Here is a 22,070-nt window from a genome sequence, read left to right as displayed (position 1 = left end):
GATCAGTCTTCAGCCGCTTCTTCAGCGTCGGCATCGATAGCGGGCTCGTTCTTGCGGCCCTTGAAGTGCTTGGCAAGCAGGAACATCTCGACCGATTCCGAGCGTGACGACGCCGGCTTGATGTGCAGCACCTGCTTGAAGTTCTTCTTCAGCATGTCCAGCAGCGCCTTTTCGGTGCCGCCCTGGAAGGTCTTGGCCAGGAAATGGCCGCCTTCCGCCAACACCTGAACCGCAAAATCGGCTGCGACTTCGCATAGATGCATGGTGCGGATGTGGTCGGTCTTCTGGTGGCCCGTGGTTGGCGCCGCCATATCCGACAAGACAAGATCGGGCGTGCCGCCGACAGCTTCCATCAGCTGGTCCGGCGCGGTCGGGTCGAGGAAGTCGAGCTGCAGGATCTTCACGCCGGGGATCGGATCGATTTCAAGAAAATCGATGGCCGCAACGCGGATATCATCCTCGGTGGAATCCGTGACCTTGGAGGCGATCTGCGACCAGCTTCCGGGTGCGGCGCCAAGGTCGATGATGCGGGTCGCACCCTTCAGAATCTGATGCTTGTCGTTGATTTCCAACAGCTTGAAGGCGGCGCGGGCGCGATAGCCTTCCAGCTTGGCGCGCTGCACATAGGGGTCATTGATATGACGCTCCAGCCAACGGCGCGACGAGGCCTTGAGCTTGGTCTTCTTGACCTTCTGGCCGATCTTGCGGCCGGTACGATTGGTGCTTGTCGGCGCCTTGCTCATGTCAAACCTTCCGTTCTGTCCTGCCGTACCATCTGCATGCGCCTTATGCGGTTGCGCCGCCAAGCGCCGTCATCCGCCATCATATCCGTCAAAAGCCCTTCGCGCAGGCCACGATCAGCCACCCGCATGCGGCGTGACGGCCAGCGGCGGCGAATGGCCTCAAGAATGGCGCAACCCGCCAGAACCAGATCGGCCCTGTCAGGACCGATGCAGGCATTGGCGGCGCGGCCGGCGAAATCCCATGCCAGAAGCTTGTCCTGCATCGCGGTCACCTCGGCATCGGAAAGCCAGAGGCCATCCACCTTGCGGCGATCATAGCGCGGCAGATCGAGGTGAACACCCGCAAGCGTCGTCACCGTGCCGGATGTTCCGATCAGATGGAAATCCTCGTGATGCAAATGCGGCGCCAGAGGCGGGCAATGGAAGGCATCCAGCAGCCCTTCAACTTCCCGCACCATGGCGGCAAAGACATCAGGCGTCACATCACGGCCGCCATGGCGTTCCGAGAGCGTGACGACGCCGACCGGAAGCGAGGTCCAGTGGGTGATGTGGTTGGCGAGCCGGTTCGACCGGTTTTCACCGACCTTGATGACCGCGATTTCCGACGATCCGCCGCCAATATCGAACAGCACAACGGAGCGTGCTTCACGCCCGACAAGCGAGGCGCAACCCGAGACCGCAAGCCGGGCTTCCGTCTCGCGGCTGATGATTTCGAGTCTCAAGCCGGTTTCGCGGGTGACGCGCGACAGAAACTCTTCACCATTGGTAGCCGCACGGCAGGCTTCGGTGGCGATCAGCCGCATGCGCCTTATCGGGCGACCGGAAAGTTTCGCCGAGCAGACCTTCAGAGCTTCGACGGCGCGATCCATCGCGTCGTCGGAAAGCCGGCCGGTGGACACCAGCCCCTCGCCCAGCCGGACGATGCGCGAAAAGGCGTCGACGACCCGGAACTGGCCTGGACGTGTCGGCTGCGCAATCAGCAGGCGGCAATTATTGGTGCCGAGATCGAGCGCCGCATACATATCCGCCGGCGTGTCCTGGCCATGCTCGTGATGACGACCCGCCTGACGTGCGGAATCCGATTGCTGCCGGTGCGGATCCTGAGAAGCCCCGTTGGCGCGACCGTTCTGCTTGCCGACATGTCTTGGTGCCTGGGAGGGAACCAGCGGGCGCCCCTGCGGATCCCGTCCACGCGGATCGCGGTGAGCACGCTTGCGGTTGCGCGATTTGCGAACACCGCCGGGCGGTGCGGAGGATGGATTTGTCGCGTCCGTTGCAACTGGATCCTGCGCCTGTTCACCGGATGCAGACACACTCTGCTGGGTGGACGCGCCTTTGCCGCGAGAACGCCGCCGGCGCTTTCTCTTGCGTGGTTCGGCATCCGGCTCGAGAGCCGACACGTAGGGAGAACCGGCCGGAACATCCGCGGCAACATCATGCGACAGCACAGCGGCGTCACGGGGCTTCCCGTCACGCTTGTGTTTCTTGCCACGACGGGATCGCTTCGCTTTCCCTTTGTTCGCCACCGATGCCCCTTGGTCCGACGGCTTTGGGCCGTTTCCGGGGTCGATCACTGTCTTGTCCATTTCGCCGCGCACAAGCGAAGACGCTATGCTGCTGGCTTTCATAAGGTTTCGTTGGGCAGACAATACCAGCGCAAGAGATTTTAGCCAAATGGTTTTTCCCGCACCGAAAACGGCAACGGTTCACTTGCGATGAGAAAGGCAGGCGCGGACTGCCACAATCGCTGTGATCATTTTCGCGAACTTTTGAAAACCGGGATATCAGACAGGGAGAAAAATTACTCCCATCTCCCGGTAAGTCGTTGTGACATATAGACTTATCGGGAGAAGGGAATGGTACGGTTGAGTGGGGTCGAACCACCGACCTCAGGTGCCACAAACCTGCGCTCTAACCAACTGAGCTACAACCGCACATGAAACGCCGAAGCGGCGTCACGGGGGGTGACATAAAAGGTGTTTCCCCCATTTGCAAGTGCCTCTGTGAATTTTGCGAAAAAAGGCGTCGAAAGGCAAGCGCTTTCATTGCGCCGAGACGGATAAGGGGCGGAGCCGAGGCCTGTTCATGTTAACTCTATTTGGCGATTCATCCGCCGGATGGTGGACCCCGCCGGCCTGTGAAGTTATTTAAAATTCTGTTAACGTGGTGCCATAGCGGGTTTACCTTTCAGCTTCATGAGGAGGCTGAAAAGCCCTCGAGGTCCGGTAGTGCCAGAATAGGTTTCGACATGCCCGCCGTCCAGTATCCCTTTATCGATATAGCAGTGCATGAACGGGTGCGTGAAGGTTTCGGGCGCGGCGAGGCGATGGCTTTGTTTTCGCTCGACCTTCAGAGCGCCCTTTGGGCCAACGGCCGGGGTGCGGCTTTGTTCGGCACGCCGATGGTCTACGATTTTCTGGAACAGGGCCCGAAGCGGCAGGATGTGACCTTCCGGCAGCTGGCGGCAACGGCGGCACGGCTTTCCCAGGCGGGCGACAGCCTGCCGTTTACCATTCGCATCAATGCCGGGTTCCGCAGCATTGCCGTGACCGCCAAGGCGGAAATCATTGAAGCGGAACCGGGCCAGCCCGCAATACTGTTTTCCGCCCTTACCGATCAGGCCGCGCCTGACACGGCGGAATGCGCCCGGCGCATGATCGAAGGTTTTGACGACCCCGATATTCATATGGCGGTTCTGAACGGCGAAAACGAGATTATCGCTGCTTCGCCGCGCTTCTCGTCACTCGGTATTACGCCGAATACGGCAAGGACGCTGGTGCGCATGGCCGCAGGCCAGTCCGGCCATCTCGTCAAACGTCCCGTGCCGACGGGCAAGGGTTATCTGCCGGCGGCTACGGGCCAGATCACGGCGTCACCCGAACTCAACCTGATGTTCGTGGTCGAGACCGCGCTTGGTACGCTCGATCCCGTCAACGGTTTTGCTGAAGACAAGCCGCAGGAAGCACCGGCTGCCGTTCAGCCAGTTTTGCCGGCCGCAGAGGCCGCACCTGTTGCCGCAGCCGCGGCCTCCTTTGATTCCGTGCTTGATGCCGTTGCCGGTATCGAGGATGTGGAGGACGTGCCGGAACTGCCTGCCGATATCGAAGACGAGATTGTGGCGGAACAGGAACTGGACGCCCTTCCCCTGCCGGCAGAAGAACAGGCCGAGGCCCTGCTGGATATTCCTGTCGAAGATGCCGATGCCGCCGCGCAGGAGGCCATGACGGACGATATTGCCGATCTCTTCGAACTCGATGCAGATGATGAAGAGGCGCCGGCAATCGAGCGTGCCGCCGGTCACGACCATGCTGAAGAGGCATTCGAAGAAGCTGAGAGCGCACCAGCGGAAGAGATCACCGAAACCGTGACTGCTCAGGCCGCCGCGCCGGCGGAAGGGGATATCCCGGCGGAAACGGAAGCCGCAGAAGAAGCACCGGCTTTTGTGTTTAATGCCGGTGCCCGCGCATCCCGTTTCGTCTGGAAAATCGATGCAGAGGGGCGCTTCAGCTCGATTTCGCATGAATTCGCAGAAGCTGTCGGCACAAAGGCGGCGGCTGTCGAAGGCATGGGCTTTGCCGATGTGGCCGCGCTTTTCAACCTCGATCCGGATGGCAAGATTCGCGAACTTCTTAGCCGTCGCGACACATGGTCGGGCAAGACGATCTATTGGCCGGTGGAAGGCACCTCACTGATGGTGCCGATCGACCTCGCCGCCCTGCCCACCTATACGCGCTCGCGCGAATTCGACGGATTCCGTGGTTTCGGCATCGTGCGGCTTGCCGACGCCGCGCAAGATCCGCATGCCACCGGCCTGACCTTCCTGGAAGGTCAGGAGATTTTTCCGACCGAGGCTTCGCCACAACCGGACACCGAGGATGAAAGCCACGAATTGCTGGCTTTTCTCGAAGAGGATGACGCCGCCGAAGACGATGCTGTTTCTGCCGGTGGCGATGAGACCCCGGTTGAATCTGACGGCACCACGGGCGAGATTTCAGACGAAGACCAGCATCACGATGACAGCCCGGCGGAATTCGAAGCGCCGACGCTGGCACCCGCTCCAGAAGCCGAGCCCTCCTATTCCGACAAGGTCGTTCATCTGGAAGAGCGCCGCTCACGCTCGAGAGAGGGTCTGACCGCAGGCGAACAGGCCGCCTTCAGGGAAATCGGCCGAACACTTGCGCCCATCGATGCCCTTGCAGACGAGAACCGCAAAGCGGACGAAGAGGCTTATTCCGCCGCGCCGGTTCCGCAGGATAGTCGTGAAGATATCGCCCCGGAAACGCCTGTGGACGAAACGCAGAACGCTCAAGAGGCTGCCAAGGCAACCGAAACGGCGGAAGAGGACGACCTTTTCGCCGATTATGTTCGCGGTGAGCGGCCGGCTGCCGCCCCCGCGCCGACGACTGAAATCGATACCGGCGAGAAGGAAGACACCGCAACGGACCAGCAGCCGACGGCCGATATTGCCGCCGCGATGGTTAGCCCTCCCCCTCGCCCCGCCGGTATACTCACGGCCGAGACACTGGATCAGATGCCGGTGGCGCTTCTTGTCCATGCCGGCGACAGGCTGATCCACGCCAACCCGGATTTCCTGCGGCTGACGGGCTACACCTCGCTTGAGGAACTCCAGGATGTGGGCGGACTGGAAGCGCTTCTGCAGCGGCAGGAGCTGGACGAGATGCCTGACAATGAGGGCGGCATGGTCGTGGTCAGCGCCGAAAACGACATCATTCCGGTCAAGGCGCGGTTACAGTCCATCCGCTGGGAAGAAACCAAGGCACTGATGCTGTCGCTGGTTCCGCTGGAAGAAAAGCAGACGCCGGTTGCAGCAGCGAACGAAAATACGGCAGCAACAGCGGGTGAAGAAGCCGGCAGTGTTTCCGTGCTGCAGGGCGAAGTCGAGGAACTGCATTCCATTCTGGAGACCGCCACCGACGGCGTGGTTTTACTGGGAGACAACGGCGAAATCCGCTCGCTCAACCGTTCCGCCAGCGCGCTGTTCAACTATGACAATGGCGAAATTGCCGGCAAGCCCTTCGTCACCCTGTTTGCGCATGAGAGCCAGCGCGCCGTGCTGGATTATCTCTCCGGCCTTGCCAATAATGGTGTGGCCAGCGTGCTGAATGATGGCCGTGAGGTGATCGGCCGCGAAGCGTCAGGAGGTTTCCTGCCGCTGTTCATGACCATCGGGCGGCTTAAATCCTCGCATGGCTATTGCGCCGTCATCCGCGACATTACCCAATGGAAGCGCACGGAAGAAGAACTCCGCAACGCCAAGCGCGCGGCGGAAACCGCCAATGCCCACAAGACCGATTTCCTGGCCCGCGTCAGCCATGAAATCCGCACACCGCTCAACGCCATTATCGGCTTTGCCGACATGATGGCGACCGAGCGGTTCGGGCCGATCGGCCATCCGCGTTATGCGGAATATTCCAATGATATCGGCCGCTCCGGCCGGCACGTGCTCGACATCGTCAATGATCTGCTCGACATTTCCAAGATCGAGGCCGGGCAGATGGATGTGGATTTCATCGCCGTGCCGCTGAACGAGACGGTGGCCGAAGCGGTCTCGCTGGTGCAGCCGCAGGCCAACAATCAGCGTGTCATCATCCGCACCGCACTGTCACAATCCGTGCCGCAGATCGTTGCCGACCTGCGCTCGATCAAGCAGATCGTGCTGAACATTCTGTCCAACGCCATCCGCTTCACGCCATCCGGCGGCCAGATCGTGGTGTCTACGGCCTACGAGGCGAATGGCAGCGTCTCGCTGCGCATCCGCGACACCGGCATCGGCATGACGCGGGCGGAGCTGGAACAGGCCATGAAGCCATTCCGGCAGGTGGCCTCATCCAGCAAGCGCGTGCGCGGCGACGGCACCGGGCTTGGCCTGCCACTGACGAAGGCGATGGTGGATGCCAACCGCGCAAATTTCTCCATCACCTCGACGCCGAATGAAGGCACGCTGGTGGAAATCACCTTTCCGTCGCAACGGGTTCTTGCCAACTGAGGTCATGCGGGCGTAGCAATGCGAAAGCCACCGGCGGAATGATCGCCGCTCGAGGCTTTCGCAAGACAGGCCCGCATGCCCATGACGGTTTCCCTTCCAGCCACAAAACGCGTTTCGATACTGCCTATCGCGGCGGTCATCGTCGCGGCCATTGCCGCCATGCCCATTCTGGCGATCTTCTGGCTGGCGCTGACCGGCAGTACGGAAGGATGGCAACACCTTCTCGCCAATGTCCTGCCGCGTGCGGGGTTTCGCACCTTCCTATTACTGGGGATGACGGCCGCAACGACGGCCTTTTTCGGCATAGCCTGCGCATGGCTCGTCACGACATTCGAATTTCCGCTGCGGCGTCTGCTGTCTGCGGCACTCGTGCTGCCGCTCGCCATTCCTTCCTATCTGGCTGCCTATGCCTTCGGCGAGTTCCTTGATTTCACCGGCCCGGTGCAGAGCGCAATTCGCGCCGCTTTCGATTATCACAGCATCCGCGATTACTGGTTTCCCGACATACGCTCGCTTGGCGGCGCGGTGATCGTCCTGAGTTCCGTTCTTTACCCCTATGTCTATCTCTCGGCCCGCGCCGCCTTTTCCATGCAGGGCCGGTTTGCGGCGGAAGCGGCCCGCACGCTTGGCGCAAAGCCGCTCAGCGTGTTCTTTTCCGTGCAATTGCCGATGGCGCGGCCGGCGATTGCCATCGGGCTTTCGCTAGTCTTGATGGAGACGCTGAACGATATCGGTGCGGTTGAATATCTCGGTGTCCAGACGCTGACCTTCACCATTTACGAGACCTGGCTCAATCGCGGCAATCTCGCCAATGCGACGCAGATCGCCGCTGTCATCCTCATCATCGTCGGCGCGCTGATCGTCATCGAACGCAATGCCCGCGAAAAACAACGCTTCGGCGCGCCGAAGGCGACAAGCATGGCGCAGCGTCACCGGCTGAAGGCGCTCACCGGCTGGCGGCGCTGGTGCGCGAGCCTGTTCTGCTTCGTTCCTGTCGCGAGCGGCTTTTTCATTCCCGTCATCGTGCTCGGCGGTTACGCCACCAGGAGGCTCGACGCACTGTTTGCGCCGAAGCTTCTGAAAGCGCTCGGACACAGTCTCGAAGTCTCGTTTTCCGCCGCCTTGGTGACGCTGATAGCCGCCTTCGTGTTTTCCTATGCCATCCGCACCGAGCGCTCGCGCACCTCGAAGGTGGCCGCCCGCTTCGGTTCCATGGGATATGGCGTGCCGGGAACCGTGCTCGCCATCGGGGTGCTCATTCCGCTGGCCAGTCTCGACAATAGCGTCGATGGCTTCATCCGCGCGCATTTCGGCTTTTCCAGCGGCCTGCTGCTTTCCGGCACCGCCTTCGCCATCATCTATGCGCACAGCGTGCGTTTCATGACCATGGCGGAAGGCACGCTCGATGCCGGTTTCCAGAAGCTTTCGCCGCATATCGACATGGCCTCGCGCACGCTTGGGCGCAATCGTTTGCAGACGCTGTTCAAGGTGCTGTTGCCGAATATGCGGCCGGCGGCGCTGACCGCTTTTCTGCTGGTGCTGATCGAATCCATGAAGGAACTGCCGGCGACCATCCTGCTCAGGCCTTTCGGTTTCAACACGCTTGCCACGCTGGTCTATGAGGATGCATCCCGTTCCAGGGTGCAGGATGCCGCCGTTCCGGCGATCATCATCATCATCGCCGGGCTTATTCCCGTGCTTCTCGTCTCGAAATCCATGGATCATCCGGAAAACAGCTGAGCAGCGCCCGGTATCTCAGCAAAAAGAAAGGCGGCCTTTCGGCCGCCTGTATTAGTTGTGCTTTTTTTAACGAGAGAAAGGGGGGACGACCTCGCCATATGGAAATTATCAATCCCGGCCGTCAGAAATTTGACAACCCTGCGTTAGGTTTACTTTCCGCCAACTCCTATTAACAAGCGGTTAAAACCAAAATCGAGCAATTACCGACGATAATTCCTATTTTGAGACCGTAGAGTCCCAAAACTAAATTACAGGTTTCTAATTTTATTGCGATTTCAACAGTAACGTGAGGAAATCGAAGCAGAGCCGATAATCAGTTGCGGGCGGCGGCGTGCTCGTCCCGCATCCGCTGCAGTTCGGTGCGTTTGGACGTGATGGAGGTGACAATGACGCCGATCGTCACAAGGCCGATGAGGATCGTGCAGATGGCATTGATTTCCGGCGTCACCCCAAGACGTACCTGCGAGTAAATCTTGATCGGCAGCGTGGTTGCGCCGGGGCCTGTGGCGAAGCTGGCGATCACCAGATCGTCGAGCGACAGCGTAAACGCCAGCATCCAGCCGGCGATGACGGCTGGGAAGATCAATGGCAGGGTGATGCGGAAGAAGGTCTTCACCGGTGGGCAGCCGAGATCAAGTGCGGCTTCCTCAAGGCTGCGGTCGAAGGTGAGCAGGCGCGACTGCACGACGATCGCCACATAACACATGGTGAAAGTCGTATGGGCGATGACCACCGTCCAGAAACCACGATCCACCCCGACAGCCACGAACAGCAGCAGCAACGACAGGCCGGTAATAACCTCCGGCATGACGAGCGGCGCATAGATCATGCCGGAAAACAGCACCCGGCCCGGGAAGCGCGCAAAACGGGTCAGCGATAACGCCGCCAGCGTTCCGAGGATGGTGCCGATGGTGGCGCTGAGGATACCGACGCGCAGCGTCACCCAGGCGGCATCCATCAGCCCCTGGTTCGACCACATGGAGCGGTACCATTGAAGCGAGAAGCCACCCCAGACGGTGACGAGCTTGGAGGCATTGAAGGAATAAACGATCAGGATGATGATCGGGATATAAAGAAAGGCAAAACCGAGGGTGAGGACGGTGATGTCGAATTTTCCGCGCTTCATGGCCTCACCCCACCTTCTTCTGCTGGTTCTGGAAGATGGCGATCGGCACCACCAGCAACAACAGGAGCAGCACGGCCACGGCCGATGCCAAAGGCCAGTCGCGGTTGCCGAAGAATTCCGTCCAGAGCGTCTTGCCGATCATCAATGTCTGCGCGCCGCCGAGCAGATCGGGAATAACGAATTCGCCTGTTATCGGGATGAAGCAGATCATCGACCCGGCGACAACACCCGGCAGCGACAGCGGGAAAGTGATCTTCCAGAAGGCTTTCCATGGCGGGCAGCCAAGATCGGCCGCCGCTTCCAATAGCGTATTGTCGAGCTTTTCCAGCGCTGAATAAAGCGGCAGCACCATGAAAGGCAGATAGGAATAAACGATGCCGATGAAGATCGCCGTCTCAGTGCGGAAGATATTGACCTGCTGGTCGGGTCCGAGAAAACCGAGCCATTGGAACAGCACCGTCAGCAGGCCTTCGGGTTTCAGAATGCCGATCCAGGCGTAAACGCGGATCAGGAACGACGTCCAGAACGGCAGGATCACCAGCATCACCAGCGTCGGCCGCACCGATGACGGCGCGCGCGCCATGGCCAGCGCCATGGGATAACCGATCAGCAGAAGCAGGCAAGTGGAGATGAAGGCGATGCGCAACGACGACAGATAGGCGTCGATGTAAAGCGGGTCTTCCGTCAGGAACAGATAATTTTCGAAATCCAGCTGCGAGAAGAACGCGCCGAGCTTCGAAAAGCCTTCGAAGACCGGCGTGTAGGGCGGCATGGATATGGCCGTATCCGACAGCGAGATCTTGAAGATGATGAAAAACGGCGCTGCGAAAAACAACAGCAACCAGAAATAGGGAACCGCAACGACCAGCCAGCGCCAGGGGCTTTGCCGGTTTTCGGGAGTGGTGACCGCCATGAAAGCCTCCCTCAGCGCGTCAGGACAAGACCTGAATCCGGTTTCCAGTTCAGCCACACCATATCGCCGAAGGTGATCGGGCGATCAACGAGACGTGACACATTCGCCTGCGCCGCGCGGAGGACACGGCCATCGGCGAGCTTGACGATGAAGACCGAGAAGTCACCGAGATAACCAATATCCCAGACCTCGCCATAGGCGGAATTGACGCTGCTGTCAGCCGGTTGGTCGAGCGAGATGCGGACCTTTTCCGGGCGGATGGCGTAAGCCACCTGACTGCCGGTCGCCGCAGCGCATTCCTGCTCCACCGCCACTTTCAGCCCGTCGCAATCGAGCGTCACCAGACCCGGCTTGCCGATATCGGAGGCATTGGCGACGACATTGGCGTCGAAAATATTGATGTCGCCAATGAAGTCAGCCACGTAGCGGCTGTTCGGCGCCTCGTAAATCTCGGCCGGCGTCGCCACCTGCACGACATTGCCCTTGTCCATGACGGCGATGCGATCCGACACCGTCATCGCCTCTTCCTGATCATGGGTGACGATCAGGAAGGTGAGGCCGAGATTGGTCTGGATGTCCATCAGCTCGAATTGGGTTTCCTCGCGCAACTTCTTGTCGAGCGCGCCGAGCGGTTCGTCGAGCAACAACACCTTCGGCCGCTTGGCAAGCGAACGGGCGAGCGCCACGCGCTGCCGCTGGCCGCCCGACAGCTGGCTCGGCTTGCGTTTGGCGAATTCCGTGAGTTTGACGAGCCGCAGCATTTCCTCGACGCGGGCGGCGATTTCCGCTTTCGGCAAGCCGTCCTGTTCGAGACCGAAGGCGATGTTCTTCTCCACCGACATATGCGGGAAAAGTGCATAGGACTGGAACATCATATTGGTCGGGCGCTTATAGGGCGGTACGCCGGAAATATCCTTGCCCTGCAGCAGGATGCGTCCATCCGTCGGCTCCTCGAAACCAGCCAGCATGCGCATCAGCGTGGTCTTGCCGCAGCCCGACGGACCGAGCAGCGAGAAGAACTCGCGTTCATAGATATCGAGCGTCAGATTGTTGACGGCGACGAAATCGCCGAAACGCTTGGTGACGTTTTCAAAGCGGATGAAGGGAACCGCATCGGGGTTGTCCCACGGGCTGAATTTGCGTTTGACCGGCCCCAGAGTTTTCGCCATTCACCCTACCCTCAAATCCCGTTGGTCTTTCGATCGATGCTTCGGGGCGGGCAGCGCCGGCAGGGTGACCTGCCGGCAAAGCTATCAGAGAAACAGGCCCGCCGGCCGTTCCTCAGCCAGCGGACGGAGATGTCAGCTGCCGGTCTTTATCTGCGTCCAGACGCGGTTCAGCACGCGCTGTTCCTTCGGTCCGTAAGGCGAGATGGTGAAGAGCTTCTTCATGGTGTCGGCATCGGGATAGACCGCAGGATTTTTCGAAACCGACTCATCCATCAGCGCCTGCGAGGCAAGGTTGCCGTTGGCGTATTGAACGTAGTTCGACGCCTTGGCGATGACTTCCGGCCGCATCAGATAATTGATGAAGGCATGTGCTTCCTCGACATTCTTGGCATCCGCCGGGATGGCAAGGTTGTCGAACCACATATACGTGCCTTCCTTCGGGATGACGTAGTTCACTTCGACGCCGTTCTTGGCTTCTTCCGCACGGCTTTTTGCCTGCAGGATATCGCCCGACCAGCCGATGGTGATGCAGCTGTCGCCATTCGCGAGTTCGTCGATATAGGCGGAGGAATTAAACGTCTTCACATAGGGGCGAATCTTCGAATAGACCTCGCCGCCCGCTTCCAGATCGGCGGTTTCCTTGCTGTCGGGGTTCTTGCCGAGATAATTCATCGCAATGGCGAAGGTTTCGTCCGAAGCATCGAGAATATTGACGCCGCAGGATTTCAGCTTTTCGGCATTTTCCGGCTTGAAGAGAATATCCCAGCTGTCGACCGGAACATCGCCGAGCGCCGCCTTCACCTTGGCGACGTTATAACCGATGCCTGTGGTCCCCCACATGTAGTTCACGGCATATTCGTTGCCGGGGTCGTATTTCGCCAGGCGCTCGGAGACTTCAGGCCACATGTTCTTCAGATTCGGCAACTTGGACTTGTCGAGCTTCTGGAACACGCCGGCATTGATCTGGCGGGCGAGGAAGGGGCCGGTCGGCACCACGACATCATAACCGGAGCTGCCGGCCAGAAGCTTGGTTTCCACAAGCTCGTTGCTGTCGAACACGTCATAGACGACCTTGATGCCGGTTTCCTTGGTGAAATCGGCAAGCACTGATTCGTCAATATAATCCGACCAGTTATAGACGTGGACGACCTTTTCCTGGGCCATTGCCGAGCCTGCTGCAACGAGCGCGGTGGTGAGAGCCAAGGTCAGGCGGAGAGAACGGTTTTTCATGATGTCTCCTGTTAACGCATCCTCACGGTGGGAGCGTGATCCCCTTTTTTGGGAGAGACTAGAAAGGAAAACAAAAGGGAGCAAGCGGGAAATGTGCAGCACAGCATTTTCAACCGAATGTTTTCCGGCCACAAAAAAGCGAATGGAAACACCTACTGGAAGTCGAAAACACTGAGACCGGTGACCATTTCATCGAGGCCGAGCGGCCTTGTGAGCGGCGCTTCGGCCCGCGACAGACAGCCCTGCCTTTCGCACAGCCGGCACGAAGGGCCGACGGCGACGGGCGCAGCACCCGAAGCGGCGGGGCCATAGACGGTCTCTCCGGCCTGGGCGAGATCGCAGCCGAGAAGCACGGTCGTTCGCCGCACCCTTTCGCCGAAACCCGCCTGAGGACCTTCCAGCGTGCGCGACACTGTGAGGAACGCGTCGCCATCCGGCATCTCCACCGCCTCCACCAACACCTGTCCCGGCTGGGCGAAAGCGGCATGGATATTGAGCCGCGGACAGAGGCCGCCGAAACGCGCCCTTGGAAAACCGCTGGCCCCAGCGAGGCGGAAACGGTTGCCGGCATTGTCGATCTCCATCAGGAAAAACGGGATCGCCGCAGCTGTCGGCCGTTGCAGGCTGACGAGGCGGTTGGCTGCCTGTTCGAAAGAAACGTTGAAGCGCGACCGCAAAACATCGAGATCGTATTTCGCCCGCTGCGCGGCGCTCAGGAACGCGCCATAGGGCATCATCAGCGCATGGGCGGCATATCGCGCCAGTTCGAAACGGGCAATGCGCCGGGCTTCCTCGCCCTTCAGGCCAAGCGCTTCCAGTTCCGTACCGATCTCTTCGCGAAGGGCCAGAAGACAGGTCTCCATCGCCATTTCCCGCAGCTGATCCGGCTGCGACAGGCGCTCGGACAAAAACAGCCGCATGGAATGGCGGTCATAACGTCGCCGCAGATTGGGCATGGCATGCACTGGCAGGGTTCTGACGACGATGCCGTGGTTTTTCTGTAACCATGCGCGCAGACCGGAGGCGAGATCATCGCCGGTCGACAATTGTTTATGGAGTTCTTCAGCCGCCGCATCGATGGAATGAAAATATGCCGGGCGGTTTTCAAAGACGTGCCGCACCTCGTCGATCGGCAGACGGGTGGAGGAAAGCGCCGTTTCATGCCCCTCGCGCGCCAGAAGATCGGAAAGATCCGAAAGGCGCTGCGCCTGTTCCCGATAGGCCCGGTAAAGCTTGAGGACACCGCTTGCCGCATTGGGCGCGGCATCGGCAACCTCGATCAACTCCTGCGGTGACGGCACCTCGCCTACAAGCAGCGGATCGGCGAAGACCTCGCGCAGCTGCCCGGCGGAACCGGCGCTTTCGCCCTGCAGATCATCCAGATCGACCTTATAGACCGAGGCAAGCTTCAAAAGCAGCTGCACCGTCAGCGGCCGCTGGTTGCGCTCGATGAGATTGAGATAGGACGGCGAAATCGCCAGCGCCTCGGCCATGGCCGTCTGCGTCAGCCCCAGACCGTTGCGAATGCGGCGCACGCGCGGGCCTGCAAAAATCTTGTTTTCCGACACCGCCTCACCCCCTGTGCCTGCGACTCATACAAATCTGTTACAAATTCTTGGGGCGAAGGACTTTTACAAAATTTACAATTTTACATCTCCACCCTGTCACGCACACTACAGGATAACCTCTTTCAAGTCACTGTTTTTGTGTTTGTTCTGGCGCTCAAATCTCGAAAAATGTAAATGTAGTCACATCAAACGGCGCCATATGATGTTGAATTCGGCCCGTTACGGAAACCGCATTTATCATGGGAGAGAGAAGTATGACGGATTTTTACAAACTTGTTCCGGGTGCACCGCAGGGGCGCTACGACGGCATTGAGCGCACTTACACTGCCGCCGATGTCGAGCGGCTGCGCGGCTCCGTCGAAATCCGCCATTCGCTGGCCGAAATGGGCGCCAACCGGCTGTGGAAGCTGATCAACGAGGAAAATTTCGTCAATGCGCTCGGTGCGCTTTCCGGCAACCAGGCCATGCAGATGGTTCGTGCCGGGCTGAAGGCGATCTATCTTTCCGGCTGGCAGGTTGCTGCGGATGCCAATACGGCATCGGCCATGTATCCGGACCAGTCGCTTTATCCCGCCAATGCCGCACCGGAGCTTGCAAAGCGCATCAACCGCACCTTGCAGCGCGCCGACCAGATCGAGACGGCGGAGGGCAAGGGCCTTTCGGTCGACACCTGGTTCGCGCCGATCGTTGCCGATGCGGAGGCCGGTTTCGGCGGGCCGCTCAATGCCTTCGAGATCATGAAGGCCTTTATCGAGGCGGGTGCTGCGGGTGTTCATTATGAAGACCAGCTGGCATCGGAAAAGAAATGCGGCCATCTCGGCGGCAAGGTTCTGATCCCGACGGCGGCGCATATACGCAACCTGACGGCGGCGCGTCTCGCAGCTGATGTCATGGGTGTGCCGACGCTGGTCATCGCCCGCACGGATGCGGAGGCCGCCAAGCTCCTGACCTCCGATATCGATGAGCGCGACCAGCCCTTCGTGGATTACGATGCCGGCCGCACCGTCGAGGGCTTCTATCAGGTCAAGAACGGTCTCGAACCCTGCATCGCCCGCGCCGTTGCCTATGCGCCCTATTGCGACCTCATCTGGTGCGAGACATCAAAGCCGGATCTCGAACAGGCGCGCAGATTTGCCGAAGGCGTGCACAAGGTGCATCCCGGCAAGAAGCTCGCCTACAATTGTTCGCCGTCGTTCAACTGGAAAAAGAACCTCGACGACGCGACGATTGCCAAGTTCCAGCGGGAATTGGGTGCGATGGGCTACAAGTTCCAGTTCATCACGCTTGCCGGTTTCCACCAGCTGAATTTCGGCATGTTCGAACTGGCGCGCGGTTACAAGGACCGGCAGATGGCGGCCTATTCCGAGCTTCAGGAAGCGGAATTCGCAGCCGAGGCCAATGGCTACACCGCCACCAAGCACCAGCGCGAAGTCGGCACCGGCTATTTCGACGCGGTGTCTCTGGCGATCTCTGGCGGCACGTCGTCCACGACAGCCATGAAGGAATCCACCGAGCACGACCAGTTCCGCCCGGCGGCCGAATAAATCGAAAAACTGCCCTTCCCGGTGACGGGAAGGGCTTGCAAACTTAGAGCGTAATCCGCTCTAAGTTTTTGTTCAAGCATGGGATTTTCCGAAAACCGCGTAACACTTTTCGGTCCGATGCTCCAATCAAGAACCCCAACCAATAATGAGAGGAGAAATGCCATGAATGCCCATAACCCCATCAAGACCCACGTCAAGGAACGCGCCGAGGAGCAGTCCTCCGCCATGACGCAGGATCAGCAGGCCGCCATCCGCATGCTGGCCAACGATCTGCACCGCCTCAACCAGGCTGTCATGAAAGCCGTTGAGGCCGGCGTTTCCGTCGAGCTGGTTCGCTCGGCCCGCCACCATGGCGGCGGCGGCAACTGGGGCGATCTGCTGATCCCGGTCATCGTCGCGCAGGGCGCTGCGGCCTGAAACGGTTAGAGTTTTTCCGCATTTCCGGACGTAAAACCGCGACACACTTTTACTGGAAATGCTCTCTCACGCCGGGCGGCTCTTGCGCCCGGCATATAAATCGGAATGTCCCTTGATCAGACGGGTCATCCGGTCCGCCACCGTCCGTATATCGCGGCGGTGGCGATCGTCATTGTTCATGACGATCCATTGATTGTGGCGAAGGGTTTCCATCTCGTCACCTTCCCGAGCAAGCCGGGCATCCGCATCGCCCACGAAGCATGGAAGCACGGCAACGCCTGCCCCCGCCAGCACAAGGTCGAGAAGCGCCGTCGGCCGGTTCACGGTTACCGCGATATCATTGCGGCGGTTCTCATGCGGCCAGCGCAGATAGGTTGAAATGGCGTTTTCCTCCGCCACCGCCAGCCAGCGGTCGGCAACCGATGCAGCAGCATTGCGCAACCTGTAGGGCGCATAGGCTACCTCCCCCGTCTTGATGGCGGCGAGGTTCTTTTCCTGCGGCTCGAAAGCGCGGATACCGATGTCGTTTTCGCGATGGGCAAGAGACGCCCTCTGTTCGGCGATGAAAAGATCGATGCGGAAATCATCGCGGTCGGTACAGATGGCGGAAAAATTCCCGGTCAGCAGCCAGGCGTTCCAGGTGCCGACGGCAATGCGCACAACGGAAGAGGCCGATGACGCCTTCTGCCATCCTTCAACATCCTTTGCCGCATTTTCCATTGCCTGAAGCCGGTCGAACAAAGCGCGGCCATCCGCCGTCAGCGCGTATCCCGTCTGGCTGCGCTGGAACAGGGCCTTGCCAATGCGCTCCTCCAGTTCGACCATGCGCCGCCCGACAGTTGCCGGGCTCAAACCCGTCAGCGCAGCGGCGCCCGTCAGGCCGCCGCTGCGTGACACATCGAGGAAAAGCTGATAGGAATCCCAGGTGACGTTTTTCATTGATGAAAAACGTAGCGCATTTTCTTGGGCAGATAAATCAAAAAACGGCGTGCACTATGGCCCTCCGCATTACGAGGAGAGTGACATGCACGCGATTTTTGCAGCCCGGGTCATCATCGAAAACCAGCAGCCGCGCACCCGGCGCGAGGCCATTCTGCAGGAAGAGAAATTTTATACTGATATGGCCGAGGCATCGCGCGCGTGGCGGCTTTTCAGCGCGCTCATCGGCTTGATGAAGGCGAAGAGCCGCCGATCAGTAAAAGAGAGCGATCAGGGCCGCGAGAGCACCGGCTGCGATAAGGCTCAGGCGAAAGGCCAGCCGCCGGCTCTCGTTGTCAGTGCGGGCGATGGCAATGGCGCGAGGGGTGCGATGTGCAGATCTGTTCATGCGCGGGTTCCTGACGAAAAACTCAACCGACCCATGCCCTGTTAAGAGCCTCCAGCAGGACATCATGTGCAGCGGGAGCGCAATGCGATCCGGCTTTGCTGGCATTCGGTCAGGATGACTCCGCGCCCGTTAACAAGGTGTTAAGACAGGCGGTTTCACGCAAATTCGCCTGCCGCCTGCCCTGAGGCCCAAGCCCACTGGAAGTTATAACCGCCGAGCCAGCCGGTGACGTCCACGCATTCGCCGATGAAATAAAGCCCGGGTACGGATTTCGCCGCCATGCTGCGGGAATCGAGGCCCGTCGTATCCACGCCGCCAAGCGTGACTTCCGCCGTGCGATAACCTTCCGAACCGGCGGGCTTGATCTGCCAGTCCTGCACCTCGTCCGCCAGCTTCGCCAAAGCCTTGTCGGACATATCGGCCAGATGGCCGGTGAGGCCAGATTGTTCGACGACGTGCTGGGCGAGCCGTTTCGGCAGGATTTCCGACAAAGCGGTCTGGGGCGACTGGCGGCCGTTCTTCTGTTTCGCCTGTTTCAGCAGCGCGGCAATATCGCGGCCCGGTTCGAGCTTCAGGCGGATGGCGTCGCCTTCACGCCAGTAGGAGGAGATTTGCAGGATGGAGGGACCGCTCAAACCGCGATGCGTGAAGAGCAGCGCCTCTTCAAATGAGGTCTTGCCGTGAGAAACCTCGGCTGGAACCGCGACACCGGCAAGCGGGCTCAGCTTTTCCAGCGCGGCAGGATCGAGCGTCAGCGGCACGAGTCCCGGGCGCGTCTCGATGAGCGGCAGGCCGAATTGCTCGGCGATCTGGTAGGCAAAACCGGTCGCGCCCATTTTCGGGATCGACTTAGCCCCTGTCGCCACGACAAGGCTTTCGGTCTCGATGACACCGCCAGACGTGGTCACGCGAAAACGCCCGCCATCGTGAGCGACCGCCGAGACTGACGTTTCGAGCCGCAGCTTCGCATTCACCGCCTGCATTTCGCCAAGCAGCATGCGGATGATGTCCTTGGCGCTGTCATCGCAAAAGAGCTGGCCGAGCGTTTTTTCATGCCAGCCGATGCGATGCTTTTCCACCAGAGCAATGAAATCGCGCGGCGTGTAGCGGGCGAGTGCGGATTTGGCGAAATGCGTGTTCGCGGAGAGATAGTTCTTCGGCCCGGCATGGATATTGGTGAAATTGCAGCGTCCGCCTCCGGAGATACGGATTTTCTCGCCCGGCGCCTTGGCATGGTCGAGAATGACGACGGAGCGACCGCGCTGGCCGGCGCGGATGGCGCACATCATGCCGGCGGCGCCCGCCCCTAAAATCAGCACGTCACATTTCTCTGTCATCATTCCATCCGATCCGTTTCCTCTCCTCTTTTCGAAGTACTGGCGCTTGTCAATGGCGCTTTCCCCCTCGCCAATTGCCAAACTACGGTTATGATGGCGCCAGTCGAAACACAGACCCGGTGATACATGCCCCCGAAGAAAACCATGCTCCGCCCGAAGAAACAGGCAACCATGGCAAAGACACCTCCCCTCGACCTCTCCTCTACCCGTGGCGTTTCCTCCTGGCGCGAAGCCGCGCAATGGCTGCGGGCGCGCGGGATCGAGGACATAGAATGCATCACGCCCGATCTTGCCGGCGTTGCGCGCGGCAAGATGATGCCGACAGCAAAGTTCACGGGCGACACATCGCTTGCCCTGCCATCCGCGCTCTATCGCCATACGATATCAGGCGAATATCCTGACGAGACGGCGAATTTCCGCTATGAGCCACGCGACAGCGACCTGAAGCTGGTGCCTGATCTTTCCACCTTGTCCGTCGTGCCGTGGGAGAGCGACCCGACCGCGCAGGTGATCTGCGACGTCGTGGATGCCGAGGGCAATTTCGTTCCCTATACGCCGCGCAACGTTTTGAAGAACGTGCTTTCGCTCTATACCGAAAAGGGCTGGAAGCCGGTCGTCGCGCCGGAAATCGAATTTTATCTCGTCGCCATGAACGACGATCCGGATTATCCGCTGCATCCGCCGAAAGGCCGTTCCGGCCGGTCGATCGTCGGCGGGCAGAGCTATTCGATTGCCGGCATCAACGAGTTCGACGAGCTGATCGACGACATCTATCACTTCTCGGAAAAACAGGGCCTCGAGATCGATACGCTGATCCATGAGGAAGGCCCGGCGCAGCTGGAAATCAACCTGCGGCATGGCGACCCTATCCAGCTCGCCGACCAGGTGTTCCTGTTCAAGCGCACCATCCGCGAGGCGGCGCTGAAGCACGGCATCTACGCCACCTTCATGGCCAAGCCGATGCAGGGCCAGCCGGGTTCGGCCATGCATATCCACCAGTCGGTGGTAGAGATCGACAGCGGCCGCAATATTTTCTCGAACAAGGATGGCGGCCCCTCCAAGGAGTTCTTCTCCTTCGTGGGCGGCATGCAGCGTTATGTGCCCAATGCGCTGGTCATGCTGGCGCCCTATGTGAATTCCTATCGCCGCCTGACGCCTGATATGGCCTGCCCGGTCAACAATGCCTGGGGTTACGACAACCGCACGACCGCCTTCCGGGTGCCGATTTCCAGCCCGCAGGCGCGGCGCGTCGAAAACCGCCTGCCGAGTTCCGACGCCAATCCCTATCTCGCGCTTGCCGCTTCGCTCGGCTGCGGCTGGCTCGGCATCGTCAACAATATCGAGCCGACCGAACCGACCGCCGAGACGGCCAATGAAGGCTCCATCGACCTGCCGCGTGGCCTTCTGGAAGCCGTGGCGCTGCTGGAAGGTGAAGAGCAGTTCGACCGGGTTTTCGGCCATGAATTCGTCGGCCTTTATGCCGGCCTGAAACGTGGGGAATTCGAGACCTTCATGCAGGTCATCAGCCCCTGGGAGCGGGAATTCCTGCTTCTCAACGTGTGAGGAACCCCAAGCATGACATGGCAAAGCCCGATTGCGCCGGGGATTTCCTGGTATCAGGCAACCGTCGGTGAGCGGCCGGACTATCCCGCTCTCGATGGGTCGAGAGAAGTGGATGTCGCGATTATCGGCGGCGGTTATACCGGCCTTCAGGCTGCCTGTAACCTTGCCGAAAACGGCGTCTCGGTCGCCCTCATCGAAGCGCATCGTTTCGGCGATGGCGCTTCCGGCCGTAATGGCGGCCAGTTCGGCACCGGCCAGCGCTCTTTTCCCGACGAAATGGAAGATGAGATCGGCTTCGAGCAATCGAAGCTGCTGTTCGACATTGCCGAGGATGCCAAGAATTACGTGCGCAGCTTCGCCGTCAATCGCGGCATAGACATGGAGTATCTGCCGGGACAGCTTTATGTGGCGCACAAGGCGGCCTACGAGGACGACTATCGCAAAAGCGTCGATGCGATGAACAATCGCTACGGCTATCCGCATATTTCCTACATGGAACGCGGCGAGGCGCGTCAACGCGTCGGCTCCACCCATTATTTCGGCGGCACGCGCGACACCGGCACCGGCCATATCCATCCGCTGAAGCTTTTGGTCGGGCTGGCAAAGGCGGCGAAAGCTGCGGGTGCCAGCATTCACGAAATGACGCCGGCAAAATCCATTCGCCAGTCCGGCGGCAAGACAATCATCGAAACGCCCTCCGGCAATCTGACGGCGACAAAGGTGCTGATCGCGACCAATGCCTATATCGGCAATCTGGAGCCGATAACGGCCGCCCATATCATGCCGATCCGCTCCTTTATCGGCGCGACCGCACCGCTCGATGCGTTTCCCGACATCATTCCAGGCCGGGAAGCCGTGGCGGATTCGCGTTTCGTGGTGCGCTATTTCCGCAAGACGGCCGACAACCGGCTGCTTTTCGGTGGACGTGAAGCCTATACGGCCGATACGCCGCGCGACATTTCCAGCCATATCCGCCGGCAGATAGCGGAAATCTATCCCGCACTGAAAAATATCGACATCACCCATTCCTGGGGCGGCTCCGTCGGCATCACCCTGCCGCGACAGGTGTTCGTGCGCGAAGTCATGCCTGATGTCACCTCCATCGGCGGCTATTCCGGTCATGGGGTGATGCTGTCGAATTATTGCGGCAAGCTCTATGCCGATCTCATACTCGGCAAAAAGGACATGCTGGAACCATTTGCGCGGCTGAAGGTGCCCTCATTCCCCGGCGGAACTTCAATGCGCGCGCCGCTGCTTTTCCTGGCGCTATCTTGGTACGCGTTGCGAGACAGGTTTTAGGATAATGTTTACAGCCAGTTACCGAAACAGAACGGGCGAACAAAGCCAAAATTCATAATTTCACATAACTGAGTCTGGCATTTTTAA

The 22,070-nt window shown here is 59.8% G+C and carries 16 protein-coding genes and 1 tRNA gene; 7 read left to right on the top strand and 10 right to left on the bottom strand.

The window, feature by feature from the left end; translation table 11 throughout:
* Positions 1–2: 2 nt before the first annotated feature.
* The 3 genes from CFBP6623_RS01435 to CFBP6623_RS01425 all read right to left on the bottom strand — a co-directional run bounded on the left by CFBP6623_RS01435 (position 3) and on the right by CFBP6623_RS01425 (position 2,677).
* A complete protein-coding gene (locus CFBP6623_RS01435; protein WP_046800634.1) occupies positions 3–743 on the bottom strand; it encodes an RlmE family RNA methyltransferase in 741 nt (246 codons plus the stop codon).
* Positions 740–2,371 carry a Ppx/GppA phosphatase family protein gene (locus CFBP6623_RS01430; RefSeq protein ID WP_046800633.1) on the bottom strand — a complete coding sequence of 544 codons (1,632 nt, stop codon included), beginning with the start codon at positions 2,369–2,371 and terminating at the stop codon, positions 740–742. The genes CFBP6623_RS01435 and CFBP6623_RS01430 overlap by 4 nt, the downstream gene beginning before the upstream one ends.
* A gap of 229 nt (positions 2,372–2,600) precedes the next feature.
* A tRNA-His gene (locus CFBP6623_RS01425) sits at positions 2,601–2,677 on the bottom strand.
* 314 nt (positions 2,678–2,991) lie between these two features.
* Here CFBP6623_RS01425 and CFBP6623_RS01420 point away from each other — a divergent pair.
* Together CFBP6623_RS01420 and CFBP6623_RS01415 are read left to right on the top strand one after the other, a co-directional pair.
* Positions 2,992–6,750, top strand: coding sequence for an ATP-binding protein (locus CFBP6623_RS01420; RefSeq protein ID WP_046800632.1), 3,759 nt, complete (start codon positions 2,992–2,994; stop codon positions 6,748–6,750).
* Positions 6,751–6,825: 75 nt separating this feature from the next.
* A complete protein-coding gene (locus CFBP6623_RS01415) occupies positions 6,826–8,490 on the top strand; it encodes an ABC transporter permease (RefSeq protein ID WP_046800631.1) in 1,665 nt (554 codons plus the stop codon).
* A 313-nt stretch (positions 8,491–8,803) separates the two neighbouring features.
* Here the strand turns inward: CFBP6623_RS01415 and CFBP6623_RS01410 are convergent, their stop codons facing one another.
* The 5 genes from CFBP6623_RS01410 to CFBP6623_RS01390 all read right to left on the bottom strand — a co-directional run bounded on the left by CFBP6623_RS01410 (position 8,804) and on the right by CFBP6623_RS01390 (position 14,496).
* A complete protein-coding gene (locus CFBP6623_RS01410; RefSeq protein ID WP_046800630.1) occupies positions 8,804–9,616 on the bottom strand; it encodes an ABC transporter permease in 813 nt (270 codons plus the stop codon).
* 4 nt (positions 9,617–9,620) lie between these two features.
* Positions 9,621–10,529: an ABC transporter permease subunit gene (locus CFBP6623_RS01405; RefSeq protein WP_046800629.1), complete on the bottom strand. Its 909-nt coding sequence runs from the start codon at positions 10,527–10,529 to the stop codon at positions 9,621–9,623.
* A gap of 11 nt (positions 10,530–10,540) precedes the next feature.
* Positions 10,541–11,698, bottom strand: coding sequence for an ABC transporter ATP-binding protein (locus tag CFBP6623_RS01400; protein WP_046800628.1), 1,158 nt, complete (start codon positions 11,696–11,698; stop codon positions 10,541–10,543).
* 132 nt (positions 11,699–11,830) lie between these two features.
* Positions 11,831–12,928 (bottom strand): polyamine ABC transporter substrate-binding protein, encoded by a 1,098-nt coding sequence (locus CFBP6623_RS01395; protein WP_080842289.1) that lies wholly within the window; start codon positions 12,926–12,928, stop codon positions 11,831–11,833.
* A 152-nt stretch (positions 12,929–13,080) separates the two neighbouring features.
* On the bottom strand, positions 13,081–14,496 hold the full coding sequence (locus CFBP6623_RS01390; protein ID WP_046800626.1) for a helix-turn-helix domain-containing protein: 1,416 nt from the start codon (positions 14,494–14,496) through the stop codon (positions 13,081–13,083).
* 254 nt (positions 14,497–14,750) lie between these two features.
* On the opposite strand from CFBP6623_RS01390, the gene aceA reads away from it, so the two are divergent.
* Together aceA and CFBP6623_RS01380 are read left to right on the top strand one after the other, a co-directional pair.
* Positions 14,751–16,040, top strand: a complete 1,290-nt coding sequence (aceA, locus tag CFBP6623_RS01385) for an isocitrate lyase (protein WP_046800625.1) — start codon at positions 14,751–14,753, stop codon at positions 16,038–16,040.
* 162 nt (positions 16,041–16,202) lie between these two features.
* Entirely contained in the window at positions 16,203–16,457 is a 255-nt protein-coding gene (locus CFBP6623_RS01380; protein WP_046800624.1) for a hypothetical protein, read from the top strand.
* Positions 16,458–16,523: 66 nt separating this feature from the next.
* Here the strand turns inward: CFBP6623_RS01380 and CFBP6623_RS01375 are convergent, their stop codons facing one another.
* Positions 16,524–17,396 (bottom strand): LysR family transcriptional regulator, encoded by an 873-nt coding sequence (locus tag CFBP6623_RS01375; protein ID WP_046800623.1) that lies wholly within the window; start codon positions 17,394–17,396, stop codon positions 16,524–16,526.
* Here CFBP6623_RS01375 and CFBP6623_RS01370 point away from each other — a divergent pair.
* Positions 17,383–17,829, top strand: a complete 447-nt coding sequence (locus tag CFBP6623_RS01370; protein WP_232370422.1) for a hypothetical protein — start codon at positions 17,383–17,385, stop codon at positions 17,827–17,829. The two genes, CFBP6623_RS01375 and CFBP6623_RS01370, sit on opposite strands and share 14 nt — an antisense overlap.
* Positions 17,830–17,939: 110 nt before the next feature.
* Here CFBP6623_RS01370 and CFBP6623_RS01365 read toward each other — a convergent pair whose 3' ends face one another.
* The gene (locus CFBP6623_RS01365; protein ID WP_046800621.1) at positions 17,940–19,124 is read right to left on the bottom strand and encodes an NAD(P)/FAD-dependent oxidoreductase; all 1,185 of its coding nucleotides are present in this window, start codon (positions 19,122–19,124) and stop codon (positions 17,940–17,942) included.
* A gap of 123 nt (positions 19,125–19,247) precedes the next feature.
* Between CFBP6623_RS01365 and CFBP6623_RS01360 the strand changes: the two genes are divergently transcribed.
* Together CFBP6623_RS01360 and CFBP6623_RS01355 are read left to right on the top strand one after the other, a co-directional pair.
* Positions 19,248–20,684 (top strand): glutamine synthetase family protein, encoded by a 1,437-nt coding sequence (locus tag CFBP6623_RS01360; protein WP_046800620.1) that lies wholly within the window; start codon positions 19,248–19,250, stop codon positions 20,682–20,684.
* 12 nt (positions 20,685–20,696) lie between these two features.
* Entirely contained in the window at positions 20,697–21,983 is a 1,287-nt protein-coding gene (locus CFBP6623_RS01355) for an NAD(P)/FAD-dependent oxidoreductase (protein WP_046800619.1), read from the top strand.
* Positions 21,984–22,070 lie beyond the last annotated feature (87 nt).

Origin of the sequence: Agrobacterium tumefaciens (assembly GCF_005221385.1) — a bacterium.
In the GTDB taxonomy this organism is placed as follows: domain Bacteria; phylum Pseudomonadota; class Alphaproteobacteria; order Rhizobiales; family Rhizobiaceae; genus Agrobacterium; species Agrobacterium tomkonis.
This window is presented reverse-complemented; position numbering and strand designations above follow the sequence as displayed.

Bases quoted from the DNA above. Each gene is read 5' to 3' on its own strand.
- CFBP6623_RS01435 (WP_046800634.1), bottom strand. From the start codon at position 743: ATGAGCAAGGCGCCGACAAGCACCAATCGTACCGGCCGCAAGATCGGC.
- CFBP6623_RS01430 (WP_046800633.1), bottom strand. From the start codon at position 2,371: ATGAAAGCCAGCAGCATAGCGTCTTCGCTTGTGCGCGGCGAAATGGAC.
- CFBP6623_RS01420 (WP_046800632.1), top strand. From the start codon at position 2,992: ATGCCCGCCGTCCAGTATCCCTTTATCGATATAGCAGTGCATGAACGG.
- CFBP6623_RS01415 (WP_046800631.1), top strand. From the start codon at position 6,826: ATGCCCATGACGGTTTCCCTTCCAGCCACAAAACGCGTTTCGATACTG.
- CFBP6623_RS01410 (WP_046800630.1), bottom strand. From the start codon at position 9,616: ATGAAGCGCGGAAAATTCGACATCACCGTCCTCACCCTCGGTTTTGCC.
- CFBP6623_RS01405 (WP_046800629.1), bottom strand. From the start codon at position 10,529: ATGGCGGTCACCACTCCCGAAAACCGGCAAAGCCCCTGGCGCTGGCTG.
- CFBP6623_RS01400 (WP_046800628.1), bottom strand. From the start codon at position 11,698: ATGGCGAAAACTCTGGGGCCGGTCAAACGCAAATTCAGCCCGTGGGAC.
- CFBP6623_RS01395 (WP_080842289.1), bottom strand. From the start codon at position 12,928: ATGAAAAACCGTTCTCTCCGCCTGACCTTGGCTCTCACCACCGCGCTC.
- aceA (WP_046800625.1), top strand. From the start codon at position 14,751: ATGACGGATTTTTACAAACTTGTTCCGGGTGCACCGCAGGGGCGCTAC.
- CFBP6623_RS01380 (WP_046800624.1), top strand. From the start codon at position 16,203: ATGAATGCCCATAACCCCATCAAGACCCACGTCAAGGAACGCGCCGAG.
- CFBP6623_RS01375 (WP_046800623.1), bottom strand. From the start codon at position 17,396: ATGAAAAACGTCACCTGGGATTCCTATCAGCTTTTCCTCGATGTGTCA.
- CFBP6623_RS01365 (WP_046800621.1), bottom strand. From the start codon at position 19,124: ATGATGACAGAGAAATGTGACGTGCTGATTTTAGGGGCGGGCGCCGCC.
- CFBP6623_RS01360 (WP_046800620.1), top strand. From the start codon at position 19,248: ATGCCCCCGAAGAAAACCATGCTCCGCCCGAAGAAACAGGCAACCATG.
- CFBP6623_RS01355 (WP_046800619.1), top strand. From the start codon at position 20,697: ATGACATGGCAAAGCCCGATTGCGCCGGGGATTTCCTGGTATCAGGCA.